General features: G+C 72.2%; 17 protein-coding genes. 9 read left to right on the forward strand and 8 right to left on the reverse strand.

The genetic code is table 11. From position 1 onward, the window contains the following. The first annotated feature begins 20 nt into the window (after window positions 1-20). Genes QSK21_RS15150 through QSK21_RS15180 form a run of 7 tightly spaced genes read left to right on the forward strand, consistent with a single transcriptional unit; the run spans window position 21 to window position 8292 of the window. On the forward strand, window positions 21-1265 hold the full coding sequence (locus QSK21_RS15150) for an amino acid ABC transporter substrate-binding protein (protein ID WP_285696387.1): 1245 nt from the start codon (window positions 21-23) through the stop codon (window positions 1263-1265). 3 nt (window positions 1266-1268) lie between these two features. After that, window positions 1269-2147: a branched-chain amino acid ABC transporter permease gene (locus QSK21_RS15155; protein WP_285696388.1), complete on the forward strand. Its 879-nt coding sequence runs from the start codon at window positions 1269-1271 to the stop codon at window positions 2145-2147. After that, the gene (locus QSK21_RS15160; protein WP_285696390.1) at window positions 2144-4099 is read left to right on the forward strand and encodes a branched-chain amino acid ABC transporter ATP-binding protein/permease; all 1956 of its coding nucleotides are present in this window, start codon (window positions 2144-2146) and stop codon (window positions 4097-4099) included. The genes QSK21_RS15155 and QSK21_RS15160 overlap by 4 nt, the downstream gene beginning before the upstream one ends. A 1-nt stretch (window position 4100) precedes the next feature. Continuing rightward, entirely contained in the window at window positions 4101-4940 is an 840-nt protein-coding gene (locus QSK21_RS15165; RefSeq protein WP_285696393.1) for an ABC transporter ATP-binding protein, read from the forward strand. Further along, window positions 4877-5953: an alpha/beta hydrolase family protein gene (locus QSK21_RS15170; RefSeq protein WP_285696394.1), complete on the forward strand. Its 1077-nt coding sequence runs from the start codon at window positions 4877-4879 to the stop codon at window positions 5951-5953. Before QSK21_RS15165 ends, QSK21_RS15170 begins: the two co-directional genes overlap by 64 nt. 31 nt (window positions 5954-5984) lie before the next feature. After that, entirely contained in the window at window positions 5985-7043 is a 1059-nt protein-coding gene (locus tag QSK21_RS15175; RefSeq protein WP_285696396.1) for an NAD(P)-dependent oxidoreductase, read from the forward strand. 1 nt (window position 7044) lies between these two features. Continuing rightward, window positions 7045-8292, forward strand: a complete 1248-nt coding sequence (locus QSK21_RS15180; RefSeq protein WP_285696397.1) for a M24 family metallopeptidase — start codon at window positions 7045-7047, stop codon at window positions 8290-8292. Between the two features lie 99 nt (window positions 8293-8391). Here QSK21_RS15180 and QSK21_RS15185 read toward each other — a convergent pair whose 3' ends face one another. The 7 genes from QSK21_RS15185 to QSK21_RS15215 all read right to left on the reverse strand — a co-directional run bounded on the left by QSK21_RS15185 (window position 8392) and on the right by QSK21_RS15215 (window position 15947). Further along, window positions 8392-9300, reverse strand: a complete 909-nt coding sequence (locus tag QSK21_RS15185) for an NAD-dependent epimerase/dehydratase family protein (RefSeq protein WP_285696399.1) — start codon at window positions 9298-9300, stop codon at window positions 8392-8394. A 114-nt stretch (window positions 9301-9414) separates the two neighbouring features. Beyond that, complete coding sequence (locus tag QSK21_RS15190) at window positions 9415-11241, reverse strand: ABC transporter ATP-binding protein (protein ID WP_285696401.1); 1827 nt, start codon at window positions 11239-11241, stop codon at window positions 9415-9417. A gap of 141 nt (window positions 11242-11382) precedes the next feature. Then, entirely contained in the window at window positions 11383-12042 is a 660-nt protein-coding gene (locus QSK21_RS15195; protein ID WP_285696404.1) for a class I SAM-dependent methyltransferase, read from the reverse strand. A gap of 17 nt (window positions 12043-12059) precedes the next feature. Next, window positions 12060-14141 carry a xanthine dehydrogenase family protein molybdopterin-binding subunit gene (locus QSK21_RS15200; RefSeq protein ID WP_285696405.1) on the reverse strand — a complete coding sequence of 694 codons (2082 nt, stop codon included), beginning with the start codon at window positions 14139-14141 and terminating at the stop codon, window positions 12060-12062. Continuing rightward, a complete protein-coding gene (locus tag QSK21_RS15205) occupies window positions 14138-14599 on the reverse strand; it encodes a (2Fe-2S)-binding protein (protein ID WP_285696406.1) in 462 nt (153 codons plus the stop codon). The genes QSK21_RS15200 and QSK21_RS15205 overlap by 4 nt, the downstream gene beginning before the upstream one ends. Then, window positions 14596-15375, reverse strand: a complete 780-nt coding sequence (locus tag QSK21_RS15210; RefSeq protein ID WP_285696407.1) for a GntR family transcriptional regulator — start codon at window positions 15373-15375, stop codon at window positions 14596-14598. Before QSK21_RS15210 ends, QSK21_RS15205 begins: the two co-directional genes overlap by 4 nt. Continuing rightward, window positions 15372-15947 carry a VOC family protein gene (locus QSK21_RS15215; RefSeq protein ID WP_285696554.1) on the reverse strand — a complete coding sequence of 192 codons (576 nt, stop codon included), beginning with the start codon at window positions 15945-15947 and terminating at the stop codon, window positions 15372-15374. Before QSK21_RS15215 ends, QSK21_RS15210 begins: the two co-directional genes overlap by 4 nt. Window positions 15948-16112: 165 nt before the next feature. On the opposite strand from QSK21_RS15215, the gene QSK21_RS15220 reads away from it, so the two are divergent. Both QSK21_RS15220 and QSK21_RS15225 read left to right on the forward strand, forming a co-directional pair. Continuing rightward, on the forward strand, window positions 16113-18284 hold the full coding sequence (locus QSK21_RS15220; protein ID WP_285696408.1) for an alpha-ketoacid dehydrogenase subunit alpha/beta: 2172 nt from the start codon (window positions 16113-16115) through the stop codon (window positions 18282-18284). 1 nt (window position 18285) lies between these two features. After that, window positions 18286-19068 (forward strand): 2-oxo acid dehydrogenase subunit E2, encoded by a 783-nt coding sequence (locus QSK21_RS15225; RefSeq protein ID WP_285696410.1) that lies wholly within the window; start codon window positions 18286-18288, stop codon window positions 19066-19068. 59 nt (window positions 19069-19127) lie between these two features. Here QSK21_RS15225 and QSK21_RS15230 read toward each other — a convergent pair whose 3' ends face one another. Continuing rightward, window positions 19128-20561, reverse strand: a complete 1434-nt coding sequence (locus QSK21_RS15230; RefSeq protein WP_285696413.1) for an SLC13 family permease — start codon at window positions 20559-20561, stop codon at window positions 19128-19130. Between the last annotated feature and the right edge of the window lie 34 nt (window positions 20562-20595).

Raw genomic sequence — 20595 nt, forward strand, 5'->3', positions numbered from 1 at the left:
AGGCTCACCGAGGAGGGCTCATGACCGCCTCATCCCCCCGGCCAACCACCGTGCGGCGCGCGACGGCCCTCGCGGCGGCACTCACCCTCCTTCTCCCGCTCACCGCGTGCGGCGAGCGGCCGTCGGAGCAGTCGAGGGACACCGACAAACCGCTGGTCATCGGCACCTCGCTGCCGCTGACCGGCGACTTCTCCCAGCCCGGCAGCGAGGCCAAACGCGGTTACGAGATCTGGCGCAACATGGTCAACGCCAAGGGCGGCGTGCTCGGCCGCCAGGTCCAGCTCAAGATCGCCGACGATGCCAGCAGCCAGGACACGGTGGTCGCCGACTACACCAGGCTCATCACCCAGGACCGGGTCGACCTGCTGCTCGGCACGTTCTCCTCGCTGCTCAACCACCCCGCGTCGGCGGTGGCCGAGAAGAACCGGATGGTCTTCGTCGAACCCGCGGGCGGCGCGCCCAACATGTTCGACCGCGGCTTCAAGTACCTGTTCTTCGCCCAGCCCGCCACCGCGCCGCGGCAGGCCGACGTGTTCGTCGACTACATCAAGTCGCTGCCCGCCGACCAGCGGCCCAAGACCGCCGCCTACCCCAGCCAGGACGACCCGTTCGCCGCGCCGGTCATCGAGTCGATGCGGCAGCAGCTCGAACCGCTGGGCGTGCGCACCGTCTACAGGTCCACGTACCCCGCCGACACCACCAACTTCCAGAGCGTCGCCAGCACCCTGGCCGACCGCAAGCCCGACCTCATCGCGCAGGGCGCGGTGTTCGAGGACGGTGTCGGGCTGGTGCGCTCGCTCAAGCAGCTCAACTACTCGCCGAAGATGCTGTTCCAGACCTCGGCGCCCAGCAACTCCAGCCAGTACGCCAACGGCGTCGGCGTGGCCAACACCGAGGGCGTCTTCTACACCGTGAGCTGGAACCAGGCGGCCAAGACCCCGCTGAACGCCGAGTTCGTCGCCGCGTACAAGAAGGCGTACAACAACGCCGACCCGGCCGAGGACGCCGCCGACGCCTTCGCCGCCGCGCAGGTGCTCCAGGCCGCCGTCGAGGCGGTCGGCGAGGTGAACCAGGACAAGATCCGCGACTGGCTGCACGCCAACACCGTCCAGACCATCCTCGGCCCGCTGAGCTGGAAGCCCACCGGCGAGCCCAACGGCAAGTTCCTGCTCGCCCAGTGGCAGTCCGGGCGCGTCCAGGTCGTCGGCCCGCCCAACCTGGCCACCTCGCGCGTCATCATCAACCCCAAGCCGGGCTGGAAGTAGCCGATGACACAGCTCACTCAGGCGATCGTGCTGGGGCTGCTGATCGGCGGGGTGTACGCGCTGATGGCCTCGGGACTCACCCTGATCTTCGGGGTGATGAACATCATCAACATCGCGCATGGCGCGTTCCTGGTCCTGATCGCCATGGTCACGTGGTGGATGTGGCGGGAGACCGGGATCGACCCGATCCTCGCCTCGGTGGTCACCACCCCGCTGATGTTCGCCTTCGGCTGGGTGGTCTACAAGCTGGTGATCTCCCGGGTGCGGAACGCGCCGCCGTCCATGTCCGTCCTGCTGACCTTCGGCTTCGCGATGGTCATCGAGGGCGTGCTGAACGTCACGGCGGGCAACAAGTTCAAGTCGGCCGCCCCGTCCTACTTCGAGGAGTCGTTCAGGGTCGGCGGGATCTCGCTGCCCAAGGCGCAGCTGTTCGGGTTCCTGGCGGCGATGGCGGTGCTGGCCGTCCTGTACTTCGTGCTCACCCGCACCTGGACGGGACGTGCGATCCGCGCCGCGACGCAGAACCCCTCGGGCGCCGCGCTGGTCGGCGTCGGCGCGTCCGGCACCGCCGCCCTGGCGTTCGCGATCGGCGCCGCCACCACCGGCGTCGGCGGGTCCATCCTGTCGGTGCTGTACCCGTTCTTCCCGGCGTCCCACTACGACTGGATCTCGCGGCTGTTGGGCATCGTGGTGCTCGGCGGCATGGGCAGCCTGCCCGGCGCGCTGATCGGCGCGGCCATCCTCGGCCTGGCCGAGACGCTGACCGCCACCTACGGCTCGCTGGCCTGGTCGACCCTGGTCTTCTACGTCGTCATCATGGCCGTCCTGCTCTTCCGCCCGCACGGCCTGTTCGGCGCGCGGCTGCGGGAGGACGCGCCATGACGGAACGGGAGAGCGCGCCGAAGACCACCGGGCCGCTGCGGCGGATCCCCCGGATCCATTTGGTCGCCCTGGCGTGCCTGCTCGTGCTGCTGCTGTACCCGGTGGTCAACCCGTGGGAGCCGTACCCGCAGGGCGTCCTGCTGCTCGGGTTCCTGCTGGCGGTGCAGGCGTCCGCCTGGAACATCATCTCCGGGTACGCCGGCTACGTCTCCATCGGCCACAGCATGTTCCTCGGGCTCGGCGCGTACACCGCGGGGATCATGGCCGTGCGGTGGGACGTCAACCCGCTGCTGTCGGCTCCCGTGGGCGGGGTCGTGGCGACGGTCATCGCGGTGGCGATCGGGTCGGTGGTGCTGCGCACCCGCGGCCACGCCTTCGTCATCATCACGATCGCGATGCTGCTGGCCGCGCAGATCATCGCGGTGAACGCCCGGGGCCTGACGCTGGGCTCGGACGGCATCACGCTGCCCCTGCCGTTCTGGGGGCGCGACTACCAGAACATCCCCTTCTACTACATCTTCCTGGTCATGGTCGTGCTGACCGTGGCGTTCAGCGCGTGGCTGCGCCGCACCAAGTTCGGCGCCGGGCTGGTCGCGATCCGCGAGGACGAGGGCAAGGCCGCCTCGATCGGCGTCAACACGACCCGCTTCAAGGTCGTGGCCTATGCGGCGAGCGCGTTCCCGATCGGGGTGGCGGGCTCCGTCTACGCCTACTACCTAACCTTCATCAACCCGGTCGGGTCGTTCGCGATCCTGGGCAGCGTCACGATCGTCCTGGCCTGCCTGGCCGGTGGGCGCGGGACCCTGTACGGCCCCGTCCTCGGCGCGTTCGCGGTCAACCTGATCGCCGAGGCCGCCAACCGCCCCCAGGACGGCGGCTCGACGCGGGTGCTGATGTTCGGGCTGGCGCTGATGGCGGTGGTGCTGTTCCTGCCCAGGGGGGTGCTGCCGACCGTCGAGTCGTGGTGGCGCCGCCGGCACCCCGCCGACGTCGAGTTCATCGACCAGAAGGGCGCGCTGGAGGCACGGGCCGCGCGGTCCCGGCCCGCGCCCACCGGCGAGACGGCGGCGGCGACCGCCTGGCCGGAGGACGCGGCCGGCTCCGGACCACCGGCGCGGGCCATCGCACGCGCCGCGCGAAACTCCGACGAGGCCGACGCGGGACGGGTGCTGCTGGAGGTGCGCGGCGCGTCCAAGCGGTTCGGCGGGCTGAAGGCGGTGGACGGCGCCGACCTGACCGTGCGGCAGGGCACCATCACCGGGCTGATCGGGCCCAACGGGTCCGGCAAGACCACGCTGTTCAACCTGGTCACCGGCGGCATGACGGCCGATGCCGGGGAGATCTGGTTCGACGGGCGGCGGATCGACCGGCTGCGGCCCTGGGTGCGGGGCCACCTCGGGCTCGGCCGCACCTACCAGGTGACCCGGCTGTTCAAGGACATGACCGTCCAGGAGAACGTGGTGGCGCCGCAGCCCGACGCGCGCTGGCGGACGATGGTGGCCGGCGCCGTGCGCGGCCACGAGGCCGAACGCGCGCGCGAGCTGCTCGACATCGTCGGCCTGGCGCGGTTCGCGGACGAGCCCGCGGGCTCGCTGTCCTTCGGGCAGCAGAAGCTGGTCGAACTGGCGCAGGTGCTGATGCTGGAGCCGAAGCTGATCCTGCTGGACGAGCCCGCGGGCGGCGTGAACCCCAGCATGCTGGGCGTGCTGACCGGGGTGATCCGGGAGCTGAACGCGGCCGGGATGACCTTCCTGATCGTCGAGCACAACATCCCGCTGGTGCTGGAGCTGTGCGACCCGATCGTGGTGTTCTCGCGGGGCAGGCCGATCGCCGAGGGCCCGCCGGGAACGATCCGCGAGGACCCCGCGGTGATGGACGCCTACCTGGGCGAGGACTTCCGCCTGGAGCCGGCCGGGCCCGCCGGGCCTCCGGCCGGTGAGGGGGTGCGCTGAGATGCTGACGCTGACCTCGGTGGTCGCCGGCTACGGCGGCGGCATGGTGCTCCGCGGCGTGGACCTGCACTGCGCGGAGGGGACGATCACCTGTGTGGTCGGCCCGAACGGCGCCGGCAAGTCCACCGTCCTGCGCGTGATCAGCGGGCTGCTGCGGTGCGGCGAGGGCGAGATCACGATGAACGGCGAGCCGATCGGCGACCGCGCGCCCGACGAGATCCTGCGCCGCGGGATCGCCCAGGTGCCGCAGTCGCAGGCGCTGTTCCCCGCCATGTCGGTGCACGAGAACGTGCTGATGGGCGGGTACCTGATCCGCAAGGACCGGGCGCTGCTGCGCGAGCGCCTCGACATGGTGCGCGAGCGCGTCCCGATCGTGGCGGAGCGGGCCCGCGACCACGCCGGCAACCTCAGCGGCGGGCAGCGCCGGATGGTGGAGATCGCCCGCTGCCTGATGCTGGACCCCAAGATCATCCTGCTGGACGAGCCGTCGCTGGGCCTGGACCCGCACAGCCTCGCCGGGGTGGCCGGGCTCATCGGCGACCTGCACCGGTCCGGCACCACGGTGCTGCTGGTGGAGCAGAACGTCCGGCTCGGGCTCGGGCTGGCCACGCACGGCGTGGTGATGGAGGGCGGCAAGGTCAGGATGGCCGGGCCCGCCGCGTCCATCAGGGACGACCCGGAGATCGCCGCGCTGTACCTGGGCGGCGCTCCCGGCACGGCGCCGCCGCCGCTCCCGGGCGGCACGGCGGCGTCCTCCGATTCGCAGAAAGGCGGAGCATGGACGATCGGGTCGCGTCGGCCATCGCACACTGGGGACCGCGCTTCACCACCAATGGGGTGACCGTCGCCGACTTCGGCCGGGTCACCCAAGGGCTTGAGCACTGGCGGGACTGGTGCGCGGCCTGGTCGGCGGTCGCCGCCGAGCACGAGGCGCTGGGACGGGACGCCCTGGCCGAGGGCCGCACGCTGTCGGCGGGACACCATCTGGAACGCGCCGCGATCTACTACCACTTCGCCAAGTTCGTGTTCGTCGAGGACCTGGACCAGATGCGCGAGGCGCACGCGAACGCGGTGCGGTGCCTGAACGACGCCCTCCCGCACCTGTCCCCGCCGGGGCACCGCGTCGAGATCCCGTTCGAGGGATCGCGGCTGGTCGGCGTCCTGCGCTTCCCCTCGGGCGGCGCCGCTCCGTACCCGGCCGTGCTGCTGATCTCCGGGCTCGACTCCACGAAGGAGGAGCAGCGCACCGTCGAGCAGACCTTCCTCGAACGCGGGATCGCCACGTTCAGCGTGGACGGCCCCGGGCAGGGCGAGGCCGAGTACGACCTGCCCATCCGCGGCGACTGGTCGGGCCCCGGCGAGGCGTTCCTGGACGCGCTCGGCGCGCGGCCGGAGATCGACGCGGACCGGATCGCCGTGTGGGGCGTCAGCCTCGGCGGCTACTACGCGCCGCGCGTCGCCGCCGCCGTGGGCGACCGCGTCAAGGCGTGCGTCGCCCTCGCCGGCCCGTACGACTTCGGCGACTGCTGGGACGGGCTCCCCGCGCTCACCCGCGACACCTTCCGCGTCCGGTCGTACGCCGGGACCGACGAGGAGGCGCACCGCATCGCCTCGACGCTCACCCTGGACGGTCACGCGAAACGGATCACCGCGCCGCTGCTGATCGTGTTCGGCCGCAAGGACCGCCTCATCCCCTGGCGGCACGCGGAGCGCCTGGCCGGGTCGGCGGGCGGCGAGGTGGAGCTGCTGATGCTGGAGGAGGCCAACCACGGGTGCGCGGACCGCGCGCCCTGGCACCGCCCGTACACGGCCGACTGGGTCGCGGACCGGCTCGGAACGGCGGAAAACCCATGAAGATCGCAAACGATTGTGGAGGCAGGGGCAGATGACACACGACGATTCCCGGTGGGGGGACGACCCCCCACACCCCCCGCAAAAACCTGTTGATGCCCGGTGGGGGGACGACCCCCCACACCCCTCGCAAGAACGAGCCGACCGCCCTCCGGGCACCCCCACGGTCGGCTGGATCGGAACCGGCCGGATGGGCGCCGCGATGGCGGAGCGGCTGGCGCGGGCGGGCGTGGACCTCACCGCCTGGAACCGCACCCTCGCCAAGGCCGAACCGCTGAAGGAGCACGGCGCGTCCGTGTGCGCCTCGCTCACCGATCTGCGTGACAGGGACGTGGTCTTCACCACGGTCGGCACCTCCGAGGACCTGGAGGACGTGCTGCTGGCCGAGGGCGGGCTGCTGGGCGGGGACACCGTGCCCGGCATCGTCGTCGACTGCTCCACGGTGTCGCCGGAGGCGTCCGCCCGGGTCCGGGCGGCCTGTGAGGAACGCGGCGCCGCGTTCCTCGCCGCGCCCGTCAGCGGCAACGCCAAGGTCGTCAGGTCCGGGAAGCTCAGCCTGGTGGTGTCCGGGCCCCGCGAGACCTACGACAAGGTCGCGCCGCTGCTGGACCATCTCGGCAGCGGCTCGACCTACGTCGGCGAGGGGGAGAAGGCGCGGCTGGTGAAGATCGCGCACAACCTGATGCTGGGCGTGGTCACCCAGACGCTGGCCGAGATCACCGTCCTGGCCGAGAAGGGCGGCGTCCCGCGCCACGCCTTCCTGGAGTTCTTCAACAACAGCGTGATGGGCTCGGGCTTCACCCGCTACAAGTCGCCCGCGTTCGTGAACCTCGACTACCGGCCCACGTTCACGCCCGTCCTGCTGCGCAAGGACTTCGACCTCGGCCTGGACGCGGCACGGCGGCTCGGCGTCCCGCTGCCCGTCACCGCGCTCACCGCGCAGCTCATCCAGGCCAGCGTCGCGACCGGGCGGGTGGACGAGGACTTCGCGATCCTGCTGGACCTTCAGGCCGCCGCGGCCGGGCTCGACCTCGTCCCGGAGAACGTGGAGGTCGACGACGGCCTCGGCACCGGCCCCGAGGAAGGAGACTGAGATGACGGCGGAGGCCGCCCCGCTGCCCGCTCCAGGGCACATGGGCGTCGACTACGAGCAGCGCGTCGACTTCGACCGGCTCCGCGAGTACCGGCTGGGCCGCGCCAAGGCGTCCCTTGAGGCCAGCGAGTGCGGCGCGTTCCTCCTCTTCGACTTCTACAACATCCGGTACGTCACGCAGACCTGGATCGGCGGCGCGCTCGGCGACAAGATGACCCGCTACGCCCTGCTGACCCGCGGCGGCGAGCCGAAACTGTGGGACTTCGGCTCCGCCGCCCGCCACCACCGCCTCTACAGCCCGTGGCTGGACCCCGCCGACTGCCACGCCGGGATGCTGGGCCTGCGCGGCGCCATCGCCCCCAGCGCCGGGCTCATGGAGGACGCCGTCCGCCAGATCAAGGGCCTCCTGGAGGACGCGGGCGTGGCGGACGCGCCCGTCGGCGTCGACATCGTCGAACCCCCGTTCCTGTTCGAGATGCAGCGCCAGGGCCTCACCGTCGTGGACGCCCAGCAGCTCATGCTGGACGCCCGGCAGCTCAAGTCCCAGGACGAGATCACCCTGCTCACCCAGGCGGCCGCGATGGTCGACGGCGTCTACCAGGACATCGTCGAGGCGCTGAAACCCGGGATCCGCGAGAACGAGATCGTCGCCCTGGCCAACCAGCGCCTCTACGCGATGGGCTCCGACCAGGTCGAGGCGATCAACGCGGTCAGCGGGGAACGCTGCAATCCGCACCCGCACAACTTCTCCGACCGCCTGATCCGGCCGGGCGACCAGGCGTTCTTCGACATCATCCACTCCTTCAACGGCTACCGGACCTGCTACTACCGCACGTTCAGCGTCGGCAGCGCCACCCCGAGCCAGCGCGACGCCTACACCAGGGCGCGGGAGTGGATGGACGCCGCCATCGCCATGATCAAACCGGGTGTCACCACCGACCAGGTCGCCTCCGTCTGGCCCCGCGCCACCGAGTTCGGCTTCGAGGACGAGATGGCGGCCTTCGGCCTCCAGTTCGGCCACGGCCTGGGCCTGGGCCTGCACGAACGCCCCATCATCTCACGCCTCAACAGCATGCGCGAACCGATCGAGCTGCAACCCGGCATGGTCTTCGCCCTGGAGACCTACTGCCCGGCCGACGACGGCTTCTCGGCGGCCCGCATCGAGGAGGAGGTCGTCGTCACCGAGGCCGGCTCCCGGATCCTCACCCTGTTCCCCGCCCAGGACCTGGTCGTGGCCAACCCGTACTGACCCGCCACCGGCCCCGGCCCGGCCGCTCGACCGCCCCCCGGTCAGGACGCCGGGCCGGGAACCGCAAGCGGGTCCTCGAGCAGGACGTCGCGGAAGCCCTCACGCCAGGAGGGGTGGCTCGGCGCCCAGCCGAGCTCCCGCTTGGCCTTGGCGTTGGAGAAGGCGCGTCCCTCGGTCATCACCGACACCGCCACCGTCCCGCCGAGCGGGCGGGCCAGCCACGCGGGGACGCGCAGCGGCGGCTTCGCTCCCGCGCACGCGGCCAGGTGCGGCACCCACTCGCGGGCGGGAGCCGGGTCGTCGTCGACGATGTTGAACACGCCCCGGGCTTGCGACTCCACCGCCAGCACGGTCGCGGACGCGGCGTCGTCCAGGTGGATCCACGAGCAGTGCCCCGCGCCGCCGCCGATGACGGGGGAGCTGCCGCTTGCGCACCGGCTCGACGATGGCGTCCATGGCGCCCGGCCCGTAGAACCAGCCGTAGCGCAGGACGGCGCCTCCGGCCCGGCCGACCGCGTCCTCGACGTGGCGGATCGCCGCCATCCCGGGCTCGGCAGGCGTTCCCGTCATCGGGTCCAGCGGGTCCTCCTCGGTCTTCACCCAGCCGCCCTCGCGGATGCCGTTCCAGGCGCCGTAGCTCTGCGCGACGACATGGGGGACACCGGCCGCCTCGGCGGCGGCCAGCAGGTGGTCCGTCCCCTCGGTGCGCAGCCGGTTGGTGCCGGCGAACCACCGGTCCATGTGCTTCATGTCGGCCTTGCCGGCGTGCGCCGTGCCGATGGCCGTCATCTGGTGCACGATCACGTTCGGACGGGCCGCCGCCACCGCCTCGCGGACCGACGCAGCGTCCAGGCCGTCCATCACGACGCCCTCCGCGCCCAGCCGTGCCAGCAGGCCCAGCCTGGCCGCTCCCGTCGTCGTGGCCGTCACCTGGTGACCCCGCTCCACCAGCCGCGGCACCAGCCTGCGGCCCAGCACCCCGGACCCGCCTGCCAGGAACACCCGCATGATCGTCCCCTCCCCAGCCCCGCTTATGGGACTTGTCTCCAGAACCCGAGACGAGACACTTCGCCCGTCCGTGACATGCGGCGGGGCGGGGCGGGTGGCGCGACGGCCGATCCGTCAGGCCGGGCGGCGGGTGTCCTCGGTGAGGTCATCGGTGAGGAAGCCGCCGGACTGGTGATGCCAGAGGCGGGCGTAGGGCCCCTTGGACTGGAGGAGCTCCCGGTGCGAGCCCTGTTCCACGACCCGGCCGCGGTCCAGGACGACCAGTCGGTCCATGCGGACGACCGTGCTCAGCCGGTGCGCGACGACCAGCGCGGTGCGGTCGCGCATCAGGCGCCACAGGGCCTCCTGGACGAGGAGTTCGCTCTCGGAGTCCAGGGCGCTGGTGGCCTCGTCCAGCAGCAGGATCGGCGCGTCCCGCAGGATGGCGCGGGCGAGCGCCACGCGCTGCCGCTGGCCGCCGGAGAGCTTGACGCCCCGCTCGCCGACCAGGGTGTCGAAGCCGTGCGGCAGCCCCTCGGCGAACTCGGTGACGTGCGCCGCCCGCGCGGCCCGCATGATCTCGGCCTCGGTGGCGCCGGGCCGGGCGAAGGCGATGTTGTCGCGCACCGACCGGTGGAACATCGCGGGTTCCTGCGGGACGTACGCGATCAGCTCGCGCAGGTCGGCCTGGCGCAGCCGCGCGATGTCCTGGCCGCCGACCAGGATCCGGCCGCCGTCGACGTCCATGAGGCGCAGCAGCAGCCGGGTCAGGCTGGTCTTGCCGCCGCCGGACCGGCCCACCAGGCCGACCCTGGCACCGCTGGGGATCTCCAGGTCCAGCTTCTCGAACAGGGGCGGGCCGGCACCGTACGCGAAGCGCACCTGCTCGAAGCGGACCGCCGCGTCGGCCGGGCGCAGCGGCAGCGGGTCGGGCGGGTCAACGACCGTCGGCGGCACCAGGAGCAGCTCGGTGAACTGGGCGGACTCGGTGAGGGTGCTCTCCAGCCGCCGGTAGACCTGGTTGAACTCGAACATGATCCGGGTGGCGTGGGTGTAGTAGGAGAACGTCACCACGACGGCCTCCACCCCCAGCCCGCCGCGCAGCGCCACCGCGGCGAGCAGGCCGAGGGTGGCGGTCAGGATCGACATCGGAGCGACGATCGTGTCCACCCGGAGGTTGCCGTAGTCCCAGGACCGCAGCGTCAGGCGGTGCTGCTCGGCGACCCGGCCGCGGAACTCGGCGGCCTCCCGCCGCTCGGCGGCGAACGCGCGGACCGTCTCCATGTTGGTCATCACGTCGGCGACGTGGCCCGACACGCGCACCTTGGCGGCCTCGCGCCCGTCCACCAGCACCTGCCGGCGGCGGATGAACGGGAGGACGAGGAAACCGGTGACGGTGATCAGCCCGACCAGCACGAGGACAAGGACCGGGTGGTACCGCCACAGCACCACCGAGGCGAAGGACAGCGGCACCACATTCGCCATGATGGAGAAAACGAGGGTGTCGGTGAACTGCTCGAAGCCGCCGGAATAGCCCAGTATCCGTTTGGTGAGCGAACCGGCGAAATTATTCTGGAAAAAGGCGGCGTCCTTGGCCAGCAGCTCGTCCATGCCGTCGATGGCGAGCCGCTCGATGCCCCGGGCCTCCGTCCGGTTGACGAAGTGCAGCCCCGCCCGCCACAGCGACTCGCCCGCCAGCATCAGCCCGGCGAAGCTCAGGAGGTAGGGCAGGAGCGCCGCGAGACCACTGTCGCCGCCGCCGGCCAGATGCCCCACCAGGGCGGCCACCACCAGCGGCGTCAGATAGAACAGAAAGGTGTTCCCGAGCGCGGGCAGCGCCATCGCCGGCAGCGAGACCCGCCATTGACGGCGCAGAACGCGGCCGTAATGACGCACGGCCAGCAGAACCGCCCGCCGCCGTGACGACCCGCCGTCCCCAAAGCCGCCTCGTACCCCCAGCACGGCCCACCATCCTCCCCAAGCCGGTGCCCGTCCATGCTGCCGTGGGCCACCGGAAATGGCGAACGCTTTTCGCGCGGAACGTTTTCGGCGCAGGGTTTATCGCGTGCCGGTCTTGGATCGGGCCCGTACGCGCGCGGGCGGTTACGGCCGTGCCCGCACGGCGAGCAGGCGCCAGGCCGTCATCGGGGTTCTGCCCTTGTCGTCGCGCGGCCACCCGCTGATCTCGCCGAGGCCGTCGGGCACCACCCCGAGAATGCTCGCGGGCTCCAGCGCCTCGATGTCCCAGCCTTCGGCGAACAGGTCGCGCAGCCGGGCCTCGGTGAGCCGGCCGCGGTCCGGAGTGCGCGCGCCGGGAACGTCGGCGAAGCAGAGCACCGCGACCCGGCCGCCCGGCCGGCACACCCGCCGCAGCACGCCCAGGTATCGCGGCTGTGCCTCCGGCGGCAGGCAGTGCAGCAGCCCGCTGTCCAGGACGGTGTCGAACCGGCCGTCGTAGCCGTCGAGCCGGGTGGCGTCCCCGACCTGGAAGTCGGCCTCCAGCCCGCGTGCGGCGGCCTTCCGCCTCGCGAGCTCGATCGCGCCCGGCGCCACGTCCACCCCTGTGGCCGGATGCCCGCGCGCGGCCAGGGCGAGGGCCGCCTCGCCGGTGCCGCAGCCGATGTCCAGGACGGCGCCCGCGCACCAGCCCGAGGAGATCAGCTCCGCGAGCGCCGGTTGCGGTTCGCCGATGTCCCACGGGATGTTCGGGCTCCTGTAGACCGCCTCGAAATCCATCTCTGGGGGCTGCGGACTGTCGGACATGGGTTCTCCATCGGCGGTCAGCCGTTGATGGCGTCGATGACGGCTTCGGGGGTGAGGGGGAGATCGCGGACCCGGACGCCGTCGAGGGCGTCGGCGACGGCGTTGGCGAGTGCGGCCGCCGTGGGACCTTGGGCGGCCTCCCCGGCGCCCACCGAGGGCGTGCCGGGGTGCTCGACGATGTCGACGGTGACGTGCGGGGTCTCGGAGAAGCGGAGGATGGGATAGGACTCCCAGTCGCCGCTGGTGATCCGGCGGCGGTCGAAACGGACCCGTTCCTTGAGCGTCCAGCTCGTGGCCTGGACGGCGCCGCCTTCGATCTGGTTGCGGACGCCGTCGGGGTTGACCACCCGGCCCACGTCCACCGCGATGGTCAGGCGCCGCGCGCGGATCCGCCGCCCGGCCTCGACGTCGGCGACCACCGCGCAGTAGGCACCGGCGTTCTTGTACTGGGCGAAGCCGATGCCGCGGCCGCCGTCCTCGAAGGGCGGGGGAGTGCCCCAGCCGGCGGCTTCGGCGGCGCGTTCGAGGACGGCGCGGGCGCGGTCGTCGGTGAGGTGGGCGAGGCGGAACTCCAGCGGGTCGGCGCCGGCGGCCCCGGCCAGCTCGTCCATGAAGGACTCGATCGCGAAGACGTTCATGAACGCGCCCAGCGAGCGCAGCGCCGACGAACGGATCGGGGTCTCCAGCAGCCGGTGCCCGGTGACGCGGCGGTGCGGGAACGCGTAGATCGGGACGGCGTTACGGAGGGAACCGCCACCGCGTTCGAGCGGGGGATCGGCCGCGGCGGGCAGGTCGAGCGGGTCCTCCAGGTACGCGCCGGCGAGGAGGCCGGGGGCGCCGGCGAAGCCGGGACGGCCGGCGTGGCCCTGGCTCCACAGCTCGTACTCCCAGGAGGTCACGCGGCCCGTCGCCTCGTCGAGGGTCGCCGACACGTCCGCCGACATCGCCGAGCCGAACGGCGCCCAGGTCAGCTCGTCCTGCCGGGTCCACTGGACGAGGACGGGCCGGCCGGGCACCGCCCGTGCCAGCAGGACGGCGTCGAAAGCCGCGTCGTCGGCGGCGTTGTGGCCATAGCAGCCGGCGCCGTCGACGTGGTCGACGTGGACGCGGGACTCCTCCAGTCCCAGGGAGTCGGCGATCGCGGTGCGCAGGGGATGGATGCCCTGGCTGTGCGTCCAGACCGAGATGGTGCCGTCGTCGTCCCAGCGGGCCGCGGCGCAGCTCGGCGCCATGGACGCGTGCGCGATGAAGGGCCTGCCGTACCGTGCCCGCAGCCTGCGGCCGGTGGCGGGCGGCTCGCCGACGGTGGGTGTCTCGATGGTCTGGTGGGGTCCCGAGCGCAGGTAGGCGTGCAGGTCGTTCTCGTCGGGGAGGGTGTCGCGCTCGTCCCATTCGGCGGTGTCGCGGAGGAGCGCGAGGGCTCGGGCGGCCCCGGCCTCGTCCGCGGCGACGACACCGAGGAACGAGCCGTCCCTGACCACGGTGACCTGGGGGTCCAGCCGCGACGCGCCGTACCGGAGGAGCCTGGCGCCCGGGGAGGGCGGGCGCAGCACGCGGCCGAAGAGCTGGCCGGGGAGGCGCAGGTCGTGCAGGTAGGCCGGTCGCCCCGCCACCTTGGCCGGCAGGTCGAGCCTGGGCAGGCTCCTGCCGATCTGCCCGGTGGGTTCGGCGGGTGCGCCCGCGGTCGCGTCCGGGTCCACGGGGACGCCGAGATCGACGCTCCCGGCCAGCTCGCCGTAGGAGGTGGTGAGGTCTCCGTAGGAGAGCCGCCCGTCCCGGACGGTGATCTTTCCGGGGTCGACCTCCCAGCGTCGGGCGGCCTCGGCCACGAACAACGCCCGCGCCTGGGCGCAGGCCGCCCGCAGCGCGGGGCCGGACGTGGCGATCGACAGGCTTCCGGCGGTGAAGCCCTCGTTCGGGCCGTACCGGGTGCTGGCGGGAAGCATCCGTATCCGCTCCGGAGGGACGCCCAGCGTGTCGGCGGCGATCTGCGAGAGGGCGGTGACGATGCCCTGGCCGATCTCGACCTTGCCGACACGAACCTCGATCGTCCCGTCCGGTTCGACGGTCACATGGCGGGAGACCGGGGCGCCCGTCATTTCCGCACCTCCGCCAGGATGGCCTGGACGACGCGCCGCTGCACGCCGCAGCGGCACAGGTTGCGGTCCAGGGCCTCGGTGATCTCCTCCTCCGACGGCTCGGGGGTGGCGTCCAGCAGCGCGGCGGCGTTCACCGCTATCCCGGAGATGCAGTACGCGCACTGCGCCGCCTGGCCGTCCAGGATCGCCTGCTGGACGCGGTGCAGGGCGCCGTTGCCGCCCAGCCCCTCCACCGTCACCACCGTCCTGCCCTGCGCCGACCACATCGGGGTGTCGCAGGACGGGACCACGGCGCCGTCCAGCAGCACGAAGCACGCGCCGCACTGGCCGAGGCCGCAGCCGAAGCGGGTGCCGCGCAGGCCGAGATCGTTGCGCAGGACGTGCAGCAGCGAGGTGCCCGGATCGGCCTCCACGGTGACGTGCTCGCCGTTGACGGTGAACGTGAACGACCGCGTCATCCGGCGGGCCTCCCCTCCGATCCGGCCGGGACCTCCGAGAAGACCTCCGGGTGGCGGGACAGTTCGATGCGGGTGCGGCGGATGTGCCCGCTCAGATACCGCTCGGCGTCGACCGCGTCGCGGCGCTGCACGGCGTCCAGCAGCAGCCGGTGCTCCGAGTGCACCACCCAGCGCCGCTCCGGGCCGGTGAGGTGCATGAACGCGCGGCGGTAGTGCTGGGTGGAGTTCCACAGCCGCACCACCATCGCCAGGAGCTGGTCGATCGGGCAGCCCCGGTAGGTCAGCAGGTGGAACTCGCGGTCGAGGGTGAGGAACTCGCCGACGTCGGTGTTCGCCTCGATCCGGAGCTGGAGGTCCCTGAGGCGGTCGAGGTCGTCCTCGGTGAGGTGCGGGAGGCTCTCGGCGAGCGCCAGAGCCTCCAGGCGCTCCCGCATCTGGTAGATCACGTCCACCTCGTGCATGTCGAGCCGGGGAACGCGGGCGCCCTTGTGCGCCTCGTGCTCGGTGAGCCCCTCGGCCTCCAGCATGCGCAGGGCCTCGCGCACCGGCAGCCTGCTCGCGCCGAACCTCGCCGCGACCTCCTCCTGCCGGATCCGCTCGCCGGGCGCGATCCGGCCGCTGAGGATCTCCTCCCGTAGGCATCCGGCAATCCGCCTGCTCGCCGCCTCCGGGGTCGCCTGCTTGCCTGCCGTCTGCTTCCCGGCCGTCTGTCTCTGTGCCGTCTGTTTCCGCGCCGCCTCCTGGTCCGGCGTCTCGCGGGTCGCGTCCAGGGTCATGACCCGCCCGCCCGATCCCGGCCGGGGGCGCCGCGCGTCCAGGCGGCCGGGCGGTCCCGCGCCGCCAGGCGGTCGAACGCCTTGCCGCCAGGGTAGGAGACGAGCTCGAACTGCATCCCCCACGGGGCGAGGAAGTACACCCAGCGCTGCCCCTCGCTCGGCCCCTTGCTGGCGGTCGGCTCGCCCAGGATCGTGACGTCCCGCTCACGCAGGTACGCGACGGCGGCGTCCAGGTCCTCCACGTACAGCGCGACGTGGTGCCCGCCGATGTCGCTGTTCCTGGGGACGGCGGTCCGCTGGTCCGGCGAGGCGTACTCGAACACCTCGAAGATCGCCTGGCCGCCGCAGCGGAAGAAGTGCAGCTCCCGCATCACCGCCCGGGGATGGACGCCCAGATGCTCGGTCATCCACCCGCCCTCGTCGTCGCGGAACGGCCCGAGCGTGTACAGGTACTCGCAGCCCAGGACGTCGACCAGGAACCGGGTCGCCTCCTCCAGGTCGGGCACGGTGAACCCGATGTGGTCGAGGCCGGTCAGGCCGGGCAGCCCCGGCGTCCCGGCGCCAGCGTCCATCACGCACCACTCCCGCCCTGCCACGGTAACCGTATTGGATCCAGGTATCGTATGCAGCCGCCCACCACCGGTCCAGACTCCCGATCGGTCTGGATTTTGGATCCAGCGCATGTCACGCTGAAAGCGCTACAAACGATTGCACCACAGCGAAACGCGGGAGCGGCCATGCCCCGGCATCAGCGGCTCGATCCTCACGCGCCCTGGGTGGAGGTCGGCGCGACCGACTCCGACTGGGACGTGGCCGATCCGTCACTGCTCACCTCGATGCTCGCGCAACTGGTCCTCATCAGGACGTTCGAGGAGTACGTCCTCGACCTCGCCAAGAACGGGCTCGTCCACGGCCCGGCGCACTCCAGCATCGGGCAGGAGGGCGGGGCGGTCGGCTCGATCCTGCCCCTCACCAGCCAGGACACCGTCAACGGCTCCCACCGGGGGCATCACCAGTTCCTTGCCAAGGCCCTCGCCCACGTCGAGCCCAAGGGCATCGACCCGGCGCGCGAGTTCTCCCCCGAGGTCCGCGCCGTCCTGCTGAGGACGCTCGCCGAGATCTGCGGGCTGGACCGCGGGTTCTCGCACGGGCGCGGCGGCTCCATGCATCTGCGGTGGCCGGAGGCGGGCGCGATCGGCACCAACGCCATCGTCGGCGGCGGAGTGCCGCTGGCCGCCGGTTCGGCCTGGGCGCACAAACGGGCCGGGACCGACAACGTGGCGGTCACCTACTTCGGGGACGGCGCCGCCAACATCGGGTCGACGCTGGAGACGTTCAACCTCGCCGCCGCCTGGCGGCTTCCGCTGTGCTTCTTCATCGAGAACAACCGGTACGCCGTCTCCACCAGCGTCCTGGAGGCCACGGGCGAGCCGCGGCTGTCCGGGCGCGGCCCGGGCTTCGGCATCCCTGCCTGGAAGGTGGACGGGATGGATCCCCTGGCCGTCCACCTGGCCATGGAGGAGGCCCTGGCGCACCTGCGCGGCGGCCACGGCCCGGCGGTGATCGAGGCGGACGTGTACCGCTACTTCCACCAGAACGGCCCCTTCCCCGGCAGCGCGTTCGGCTACCGCAGCAAGGAGGAGGAGCGCGAGTGGCGGGCGCGGGACCCGATCGAGCGGGTGCGCGGGCACCTGGCCCGGCGCGGCGTCCTGGCGCGCGAGGACAGCGAGGCGTTCATCGGACGGGCGCGGGCGCTGATGGCGGAGATCGGCGATGAGCTGGTCGAACAGATCCCGGGCGAACGTCCGGGACGCCGCCGGATCAAGGCCGCGGAGTGGCCCTCGCCGGACTTCGCGCATGTCGGCGTGCGCGGCGACCTGAGCGAGTTCGAGGGGGCGCGGTTCGCCGAGCGCGAGACGTTCACCGGGGCGCTGGCCGAGCAGAAGTTCATCGACGCCGTGTCGGGCGTGATGGCGCGGCGGATGGCCACCGACGACCGCATCATCGTGCTGGGCGAGGACGTGCACCGGCTCAACGGCGGCACCAACGGCGCCACCCGCGGCCTCGCCGCCGCCCACCCCGACCGCGTCCTGGGGACGCCCATCAGCGAGAACGCGTTCACCGGGCTCGCCGGAGGCATGGCGCTGGACGGCCGGTACCGGCCCGTCGTGGAGCTGATGTACGCCGACTTCATGTGGGTCGCGGCCGACCAGATCTTCAACCAGATCGGCAAGGCCCGGCACATGTTCGGCGGCGAGGACGGCGTGCCGCTCGTGCTGCGCAGCAAGGTCGCCATGGGCACCGGGTACGGCTCGCAGCACTCCATGGACCCCGCGGGGATCTTCGCCACCGCCCCCGGCTGGCGGATCGCCGCCCCCACCACGCCGTTCGACTACGTCGGGATGATGAACAGCGCGCTGCGCTGCGAGGACCCGGTGGTCGTCCTCGAACACGTGGACCTGTACACCTCCACGGGCCTCGGGCCGGTGGATGACCTGGACTACTGCATCCCCATCGGCCGCGCCGCCGTCAGACGGACGGGGTCACGGGTGACCGTCCTGACCTATCTGGCGATGACGCCCATCGTGCTGCAGGTCGCGGACGAGGTGGACGCCGAGGTGATCGACCTGCGCTGGCTGGACCGCGCCGGCGTGGACTGGGAGACGATCGGCGCCAGCGTCCGCAAGACCAACAACGTCCTGATCGCCGAGCAGGGGCCGGTGGGCGCCTCCTACGGCGGCTGGCTGGCCGACGAGCTCCAGCGCCGCCTCTTCGACTGGCTCGACCAGCCGGTGCAGCGGGTGACCGGGGGCGAGGCGTCCCCGAGCATCAGCAAGGTGCTGGAACGCGCGGCGATCGCCGGGGCCGAGGAGGTCAGGGCCAAGCTCGCCGAGATGACGGCGTACTGACATGGCCGCGCGCGTCTTCGCCAGCCCGAATGCCCGCCGCCTGGCGCGGGAGGCGGGCCTGCGCATCGACGACCTCACCGGGACGGGTCCGGGCGGCCGCATCATCGGCCGTGACGTGCGGGCCGCGCTCCGTGCCCCTGTGCCTACCTCTGTGCCCGCTGTGCCCGTCACCGCCCCTGCACGCACGGGCGGCCCGCAGATCTCCGTGCGGGCCACGGTGCGGGTCCGCCGGTTGCTGAAGTTGCGCGACCGGCTGAACGACGACGGCGAGCCGGAGCGGATCTCGCTGGACGATCTGCTGGTCAGGGCCGCCGCCCGCGCGCACCGCCTCACCCGTGCGATGAACCCGTCCGCCGAGCCGGACGTGAACATGGACATGGACGTGGCCGTCGCGATCCCCACCGCCCGCGGCCTGGTGACGCCCGTGCTGAAGGGCGCCGACGGGATGCCGCTGTCCGCCCTCGCCGCCGCGCTCCGCGACCTCTCGGCACGTGCGGACGAACTGCGCGCGGACGAGACGGGCGGCGGCTCCCTCACCGTGATCGATCTGGGCTCGTACGGGACGGAGGAGGTCGACGCGGCCGTGTCGCCCTCCCGTCCGGCGGTCCTGGCGGTCGGCGCCGTCCACGAGGAGCCGGTCGTGAGAAAGGGACGTGTGAAGCCGGCCCAGGTCATGAAGGTGACGCTCTCCGTCGATCCCCGTGTCATCGAGGTCACCGCCGCGGCCGACTGGATGCGGACGTTCGTCGGGCTCCTCCGCGATCCCGTCCGCGTCCTCCTCTGACCCCGTGGGGGCGGGAGGGCGCGCCGGCCCCGCATCGCGCGGGGCCGGCGCGCCCGGTCTCAGTCGAGCCAGCCGGGGGCGATGAGGAAGAGCCAGGCGGCGGTCGGGGCGAGGACGACGATCGCCGCGCCGTAGACCAGCAGCCTGCGGTAGAAGACCTCGCGCGCCATGCCGCGCACGTTGGCGACCAGCAGCGCGCCGGTGGTGGAGAACGGGCTGATGTCCACGATCGACGAGGAGATCGCCAGCGCCACGATCACGCCGACCACGCCGATCTCCCCGGTCTGCAGGAACGGCACGGCCAGCGGGATCAGCGCGCCCAGGATCCCGACCGTGGAGGCGAACGCCGACACCACGCCGCCGACGTAGCAGATCAGCAGCCCGGCCAGCAGCGGGGCGTCGATGCCCGCCACCGCGTCGCCGACGTAGTCGATGGTGCCCATCTCCTCCATCACCCCGACATAGGTGACCACCCCGCCGATCAGCAGCACGGTCGGCCAGGCGATCTTCTCCACCGCGCCCTTGTGCGCCTTCGGCGAGGTGATCGCCAGGACGACGGCGATGGTGATGGCGACCAGGCCCACGTCCAGCTCGAACGCCAGGGTGGCGACGCAGAGGACGAGGATCCCGGTGAGGGTGAGGATCTGGTGGGGCGTCAGCCGCAGGTCGCGCGCCGGGGCGGACTCCGGCCCGCCCGTCCCCGCGGGCTCCTTGCCGGTCTTGGTGGCGGTGGTCGCCGCCCTGCCGTCGGTGCTGGTGCCGGTGTCGGCGCCGGTGTCGGTCACGCCTTCCCTGGACGGGTCGACTCCGGACGCGGGCTTCCCGCCGCCGGGTACGGACACGGCCGTCCCGCCGTCCGCTCCGTCCGTGGGCTGGATGCGGCGCTGGTGCACGAGGGCGAAACCGCCGAAGATCACGAAGGCGATCGCGCCGCAGACCACGTTGAACACCAGGCTGCCGAGGAACAGCGCGAGATCGTTGCCCTCCAGCCCGGCCTCGTCCAGGACGCCGTTGACGATGCCGCCCAGCACGCTGATGGGGGAGAACGCCCCCGCGTTGGTGCCGTGCGCGACCAGGACGCCGATCAGCATGGCGTTGATGCCGTACTCGGCGGCGAACCCGAAGGCGATGGGCGCGAGGATCGCGGCGACCGCCGGGGCGGGCGCGCCGATGGCCGTGAAGAGGGCGGCGAGCAGGAACATCACGATGGGGATGGCGACGATCCTGCCGCGCACCGCCCGCACGGACGCGCGGACGACCCAGTCGATGGTCCCGTTGTTGGTGGCGATCGCGAACAGGTACGTGACGCCGACCAGGATCGCGAACAGGCCGCCGGGGAAGGCGCCGACGATGTCGTCCTCGGACATCTCCGCGACCAGCGTCCCGACGAGGAACGCGCCGGCCAGGGCCAGCGCGCCCAGATTGATGGGCAGGACGGTGGCGATGACGAACATCGCCACCAAGGCGAGGATCGATATCAGTTCGGGTGACACGGTGGGGCGTCTCCGTTCTCCCCCGAATGGCGGT

Origin of the sequence: Actinomadura sp. NBRC 104412, assembly GCF_030269515.1 — a bacterium.
Classification (GTDB): domain Bacteria; phylum Actinomycetota; class Actinomycetes; order Streptosporangiales; family Streptosporangiaceae; genus Spirillospora.

Bases quoted from the DNA above. Each gene is read 5' to 3' on its own strand.
- QSK21_RS15185 (WP_285696399.1), bottom strand. From the start codon at position 9,300: ATGCGGGTGTTCCTGGCAGGCGGGTCCGGGGTGCTGGGCCGCAGGCTG.
- QSK21_RS15180 (WP_285696397.1), top strand. From the start codon at position 7,045: ATGACGGCGGAGGCCGCCCCGCTGCCCGCTCCAGGGCACATGGGCGTC.
- QSK21_RS15210 (WP_285696407.1), bottom strand. From the start codon at position 15,375: ATGACCCTGGACGCGACCCGCGAGACGCCGGACCAGGAGGCGGCGCGG.
- QSK21_RS15225 (WP_285696410.1), top strand. From the start codon at position 18,286: ATGGCCGCGCGCGTCTTCGCCAGCCCGAATGCCCGCCGCCTGGCGCGG.
- QSK21_RS15155 (WP_285696388.1), top strand. From the start codon at position 1,269: ATGACACAGCTCACTCAGGCGATCGTGCTGGGGCTGCTGATCGGCGGG.
- QSK21_RS15150 (WP_285696387.1), top strand. From the start codon at position 21: ATGACCGCCTCATCCCCCCGGCCAACCACCGTGCGGCGCGCGACGGCC.
- QSK21_RS15165 (WP_285696393.1), top strand. From the start codon at position 4,101: ATGCTGACGCTGACCTCGGTGGTCGCCGGCTACGGCGGCGGCATGGTG.
- QSK21_RS15200 (WP_285696405.1), bottom strand. From the start codon at position 14,141: ATGACGGGCGCCCCGGTCTCCCGCCATGTGACCGTCGAACCGGACGGG.
- QSK21_RS15195 (WP_285696404.1), bottom strand. From the start codon at position 12,042: ATGTCCGACAGTCCGCAGCCCCCAGAGATGGATTTCGAGGCGGTCTAC.
- QSK21_RS15205 (WP_285696406.1), bottom strand. From the start codon at position 14,599: ATGACGCGGTCGTTCACGTTCACCGTCAACGGCGAGCACGTCACCGTG.
- QSK21_RS15160 (WP_285696390.1), top strand. From the start codon at position 2,144: ATGACGGAACGGGAGAGCGCGCCGAAGACCACCGGGCCGCTGCGGCGG.
- QSK21_RS15175 (WP_285696396.1), top strand. From the start codon at position 5,985: ATGACACACGACGATTCCCGGTGGGGGGACGACCCCCCACACCCCCCG.
- QSK21_RS15220 (WP_285696408.1), top strand. From the start codon at position 16,113: ATGCCCCGGCATCAGCGGCTCGATCCTCACGCGCCCTGGGTGGAGGTC.
- QSK21_RS15170 (WP_285696394.1), top strand. From the start codon at position 4,877: ATGGACGATCGGGTCGCGTCGGCCATCGCACACTGGGGACCGCGCTTC.
- QSK21_RS15215 (WP_285696554.1), bottom strand. From the start codon at position 15,947: ATGGACGCTGGCGCCGGGACGCCGGGGCTGCCCGGCCTGACCGGCCTC.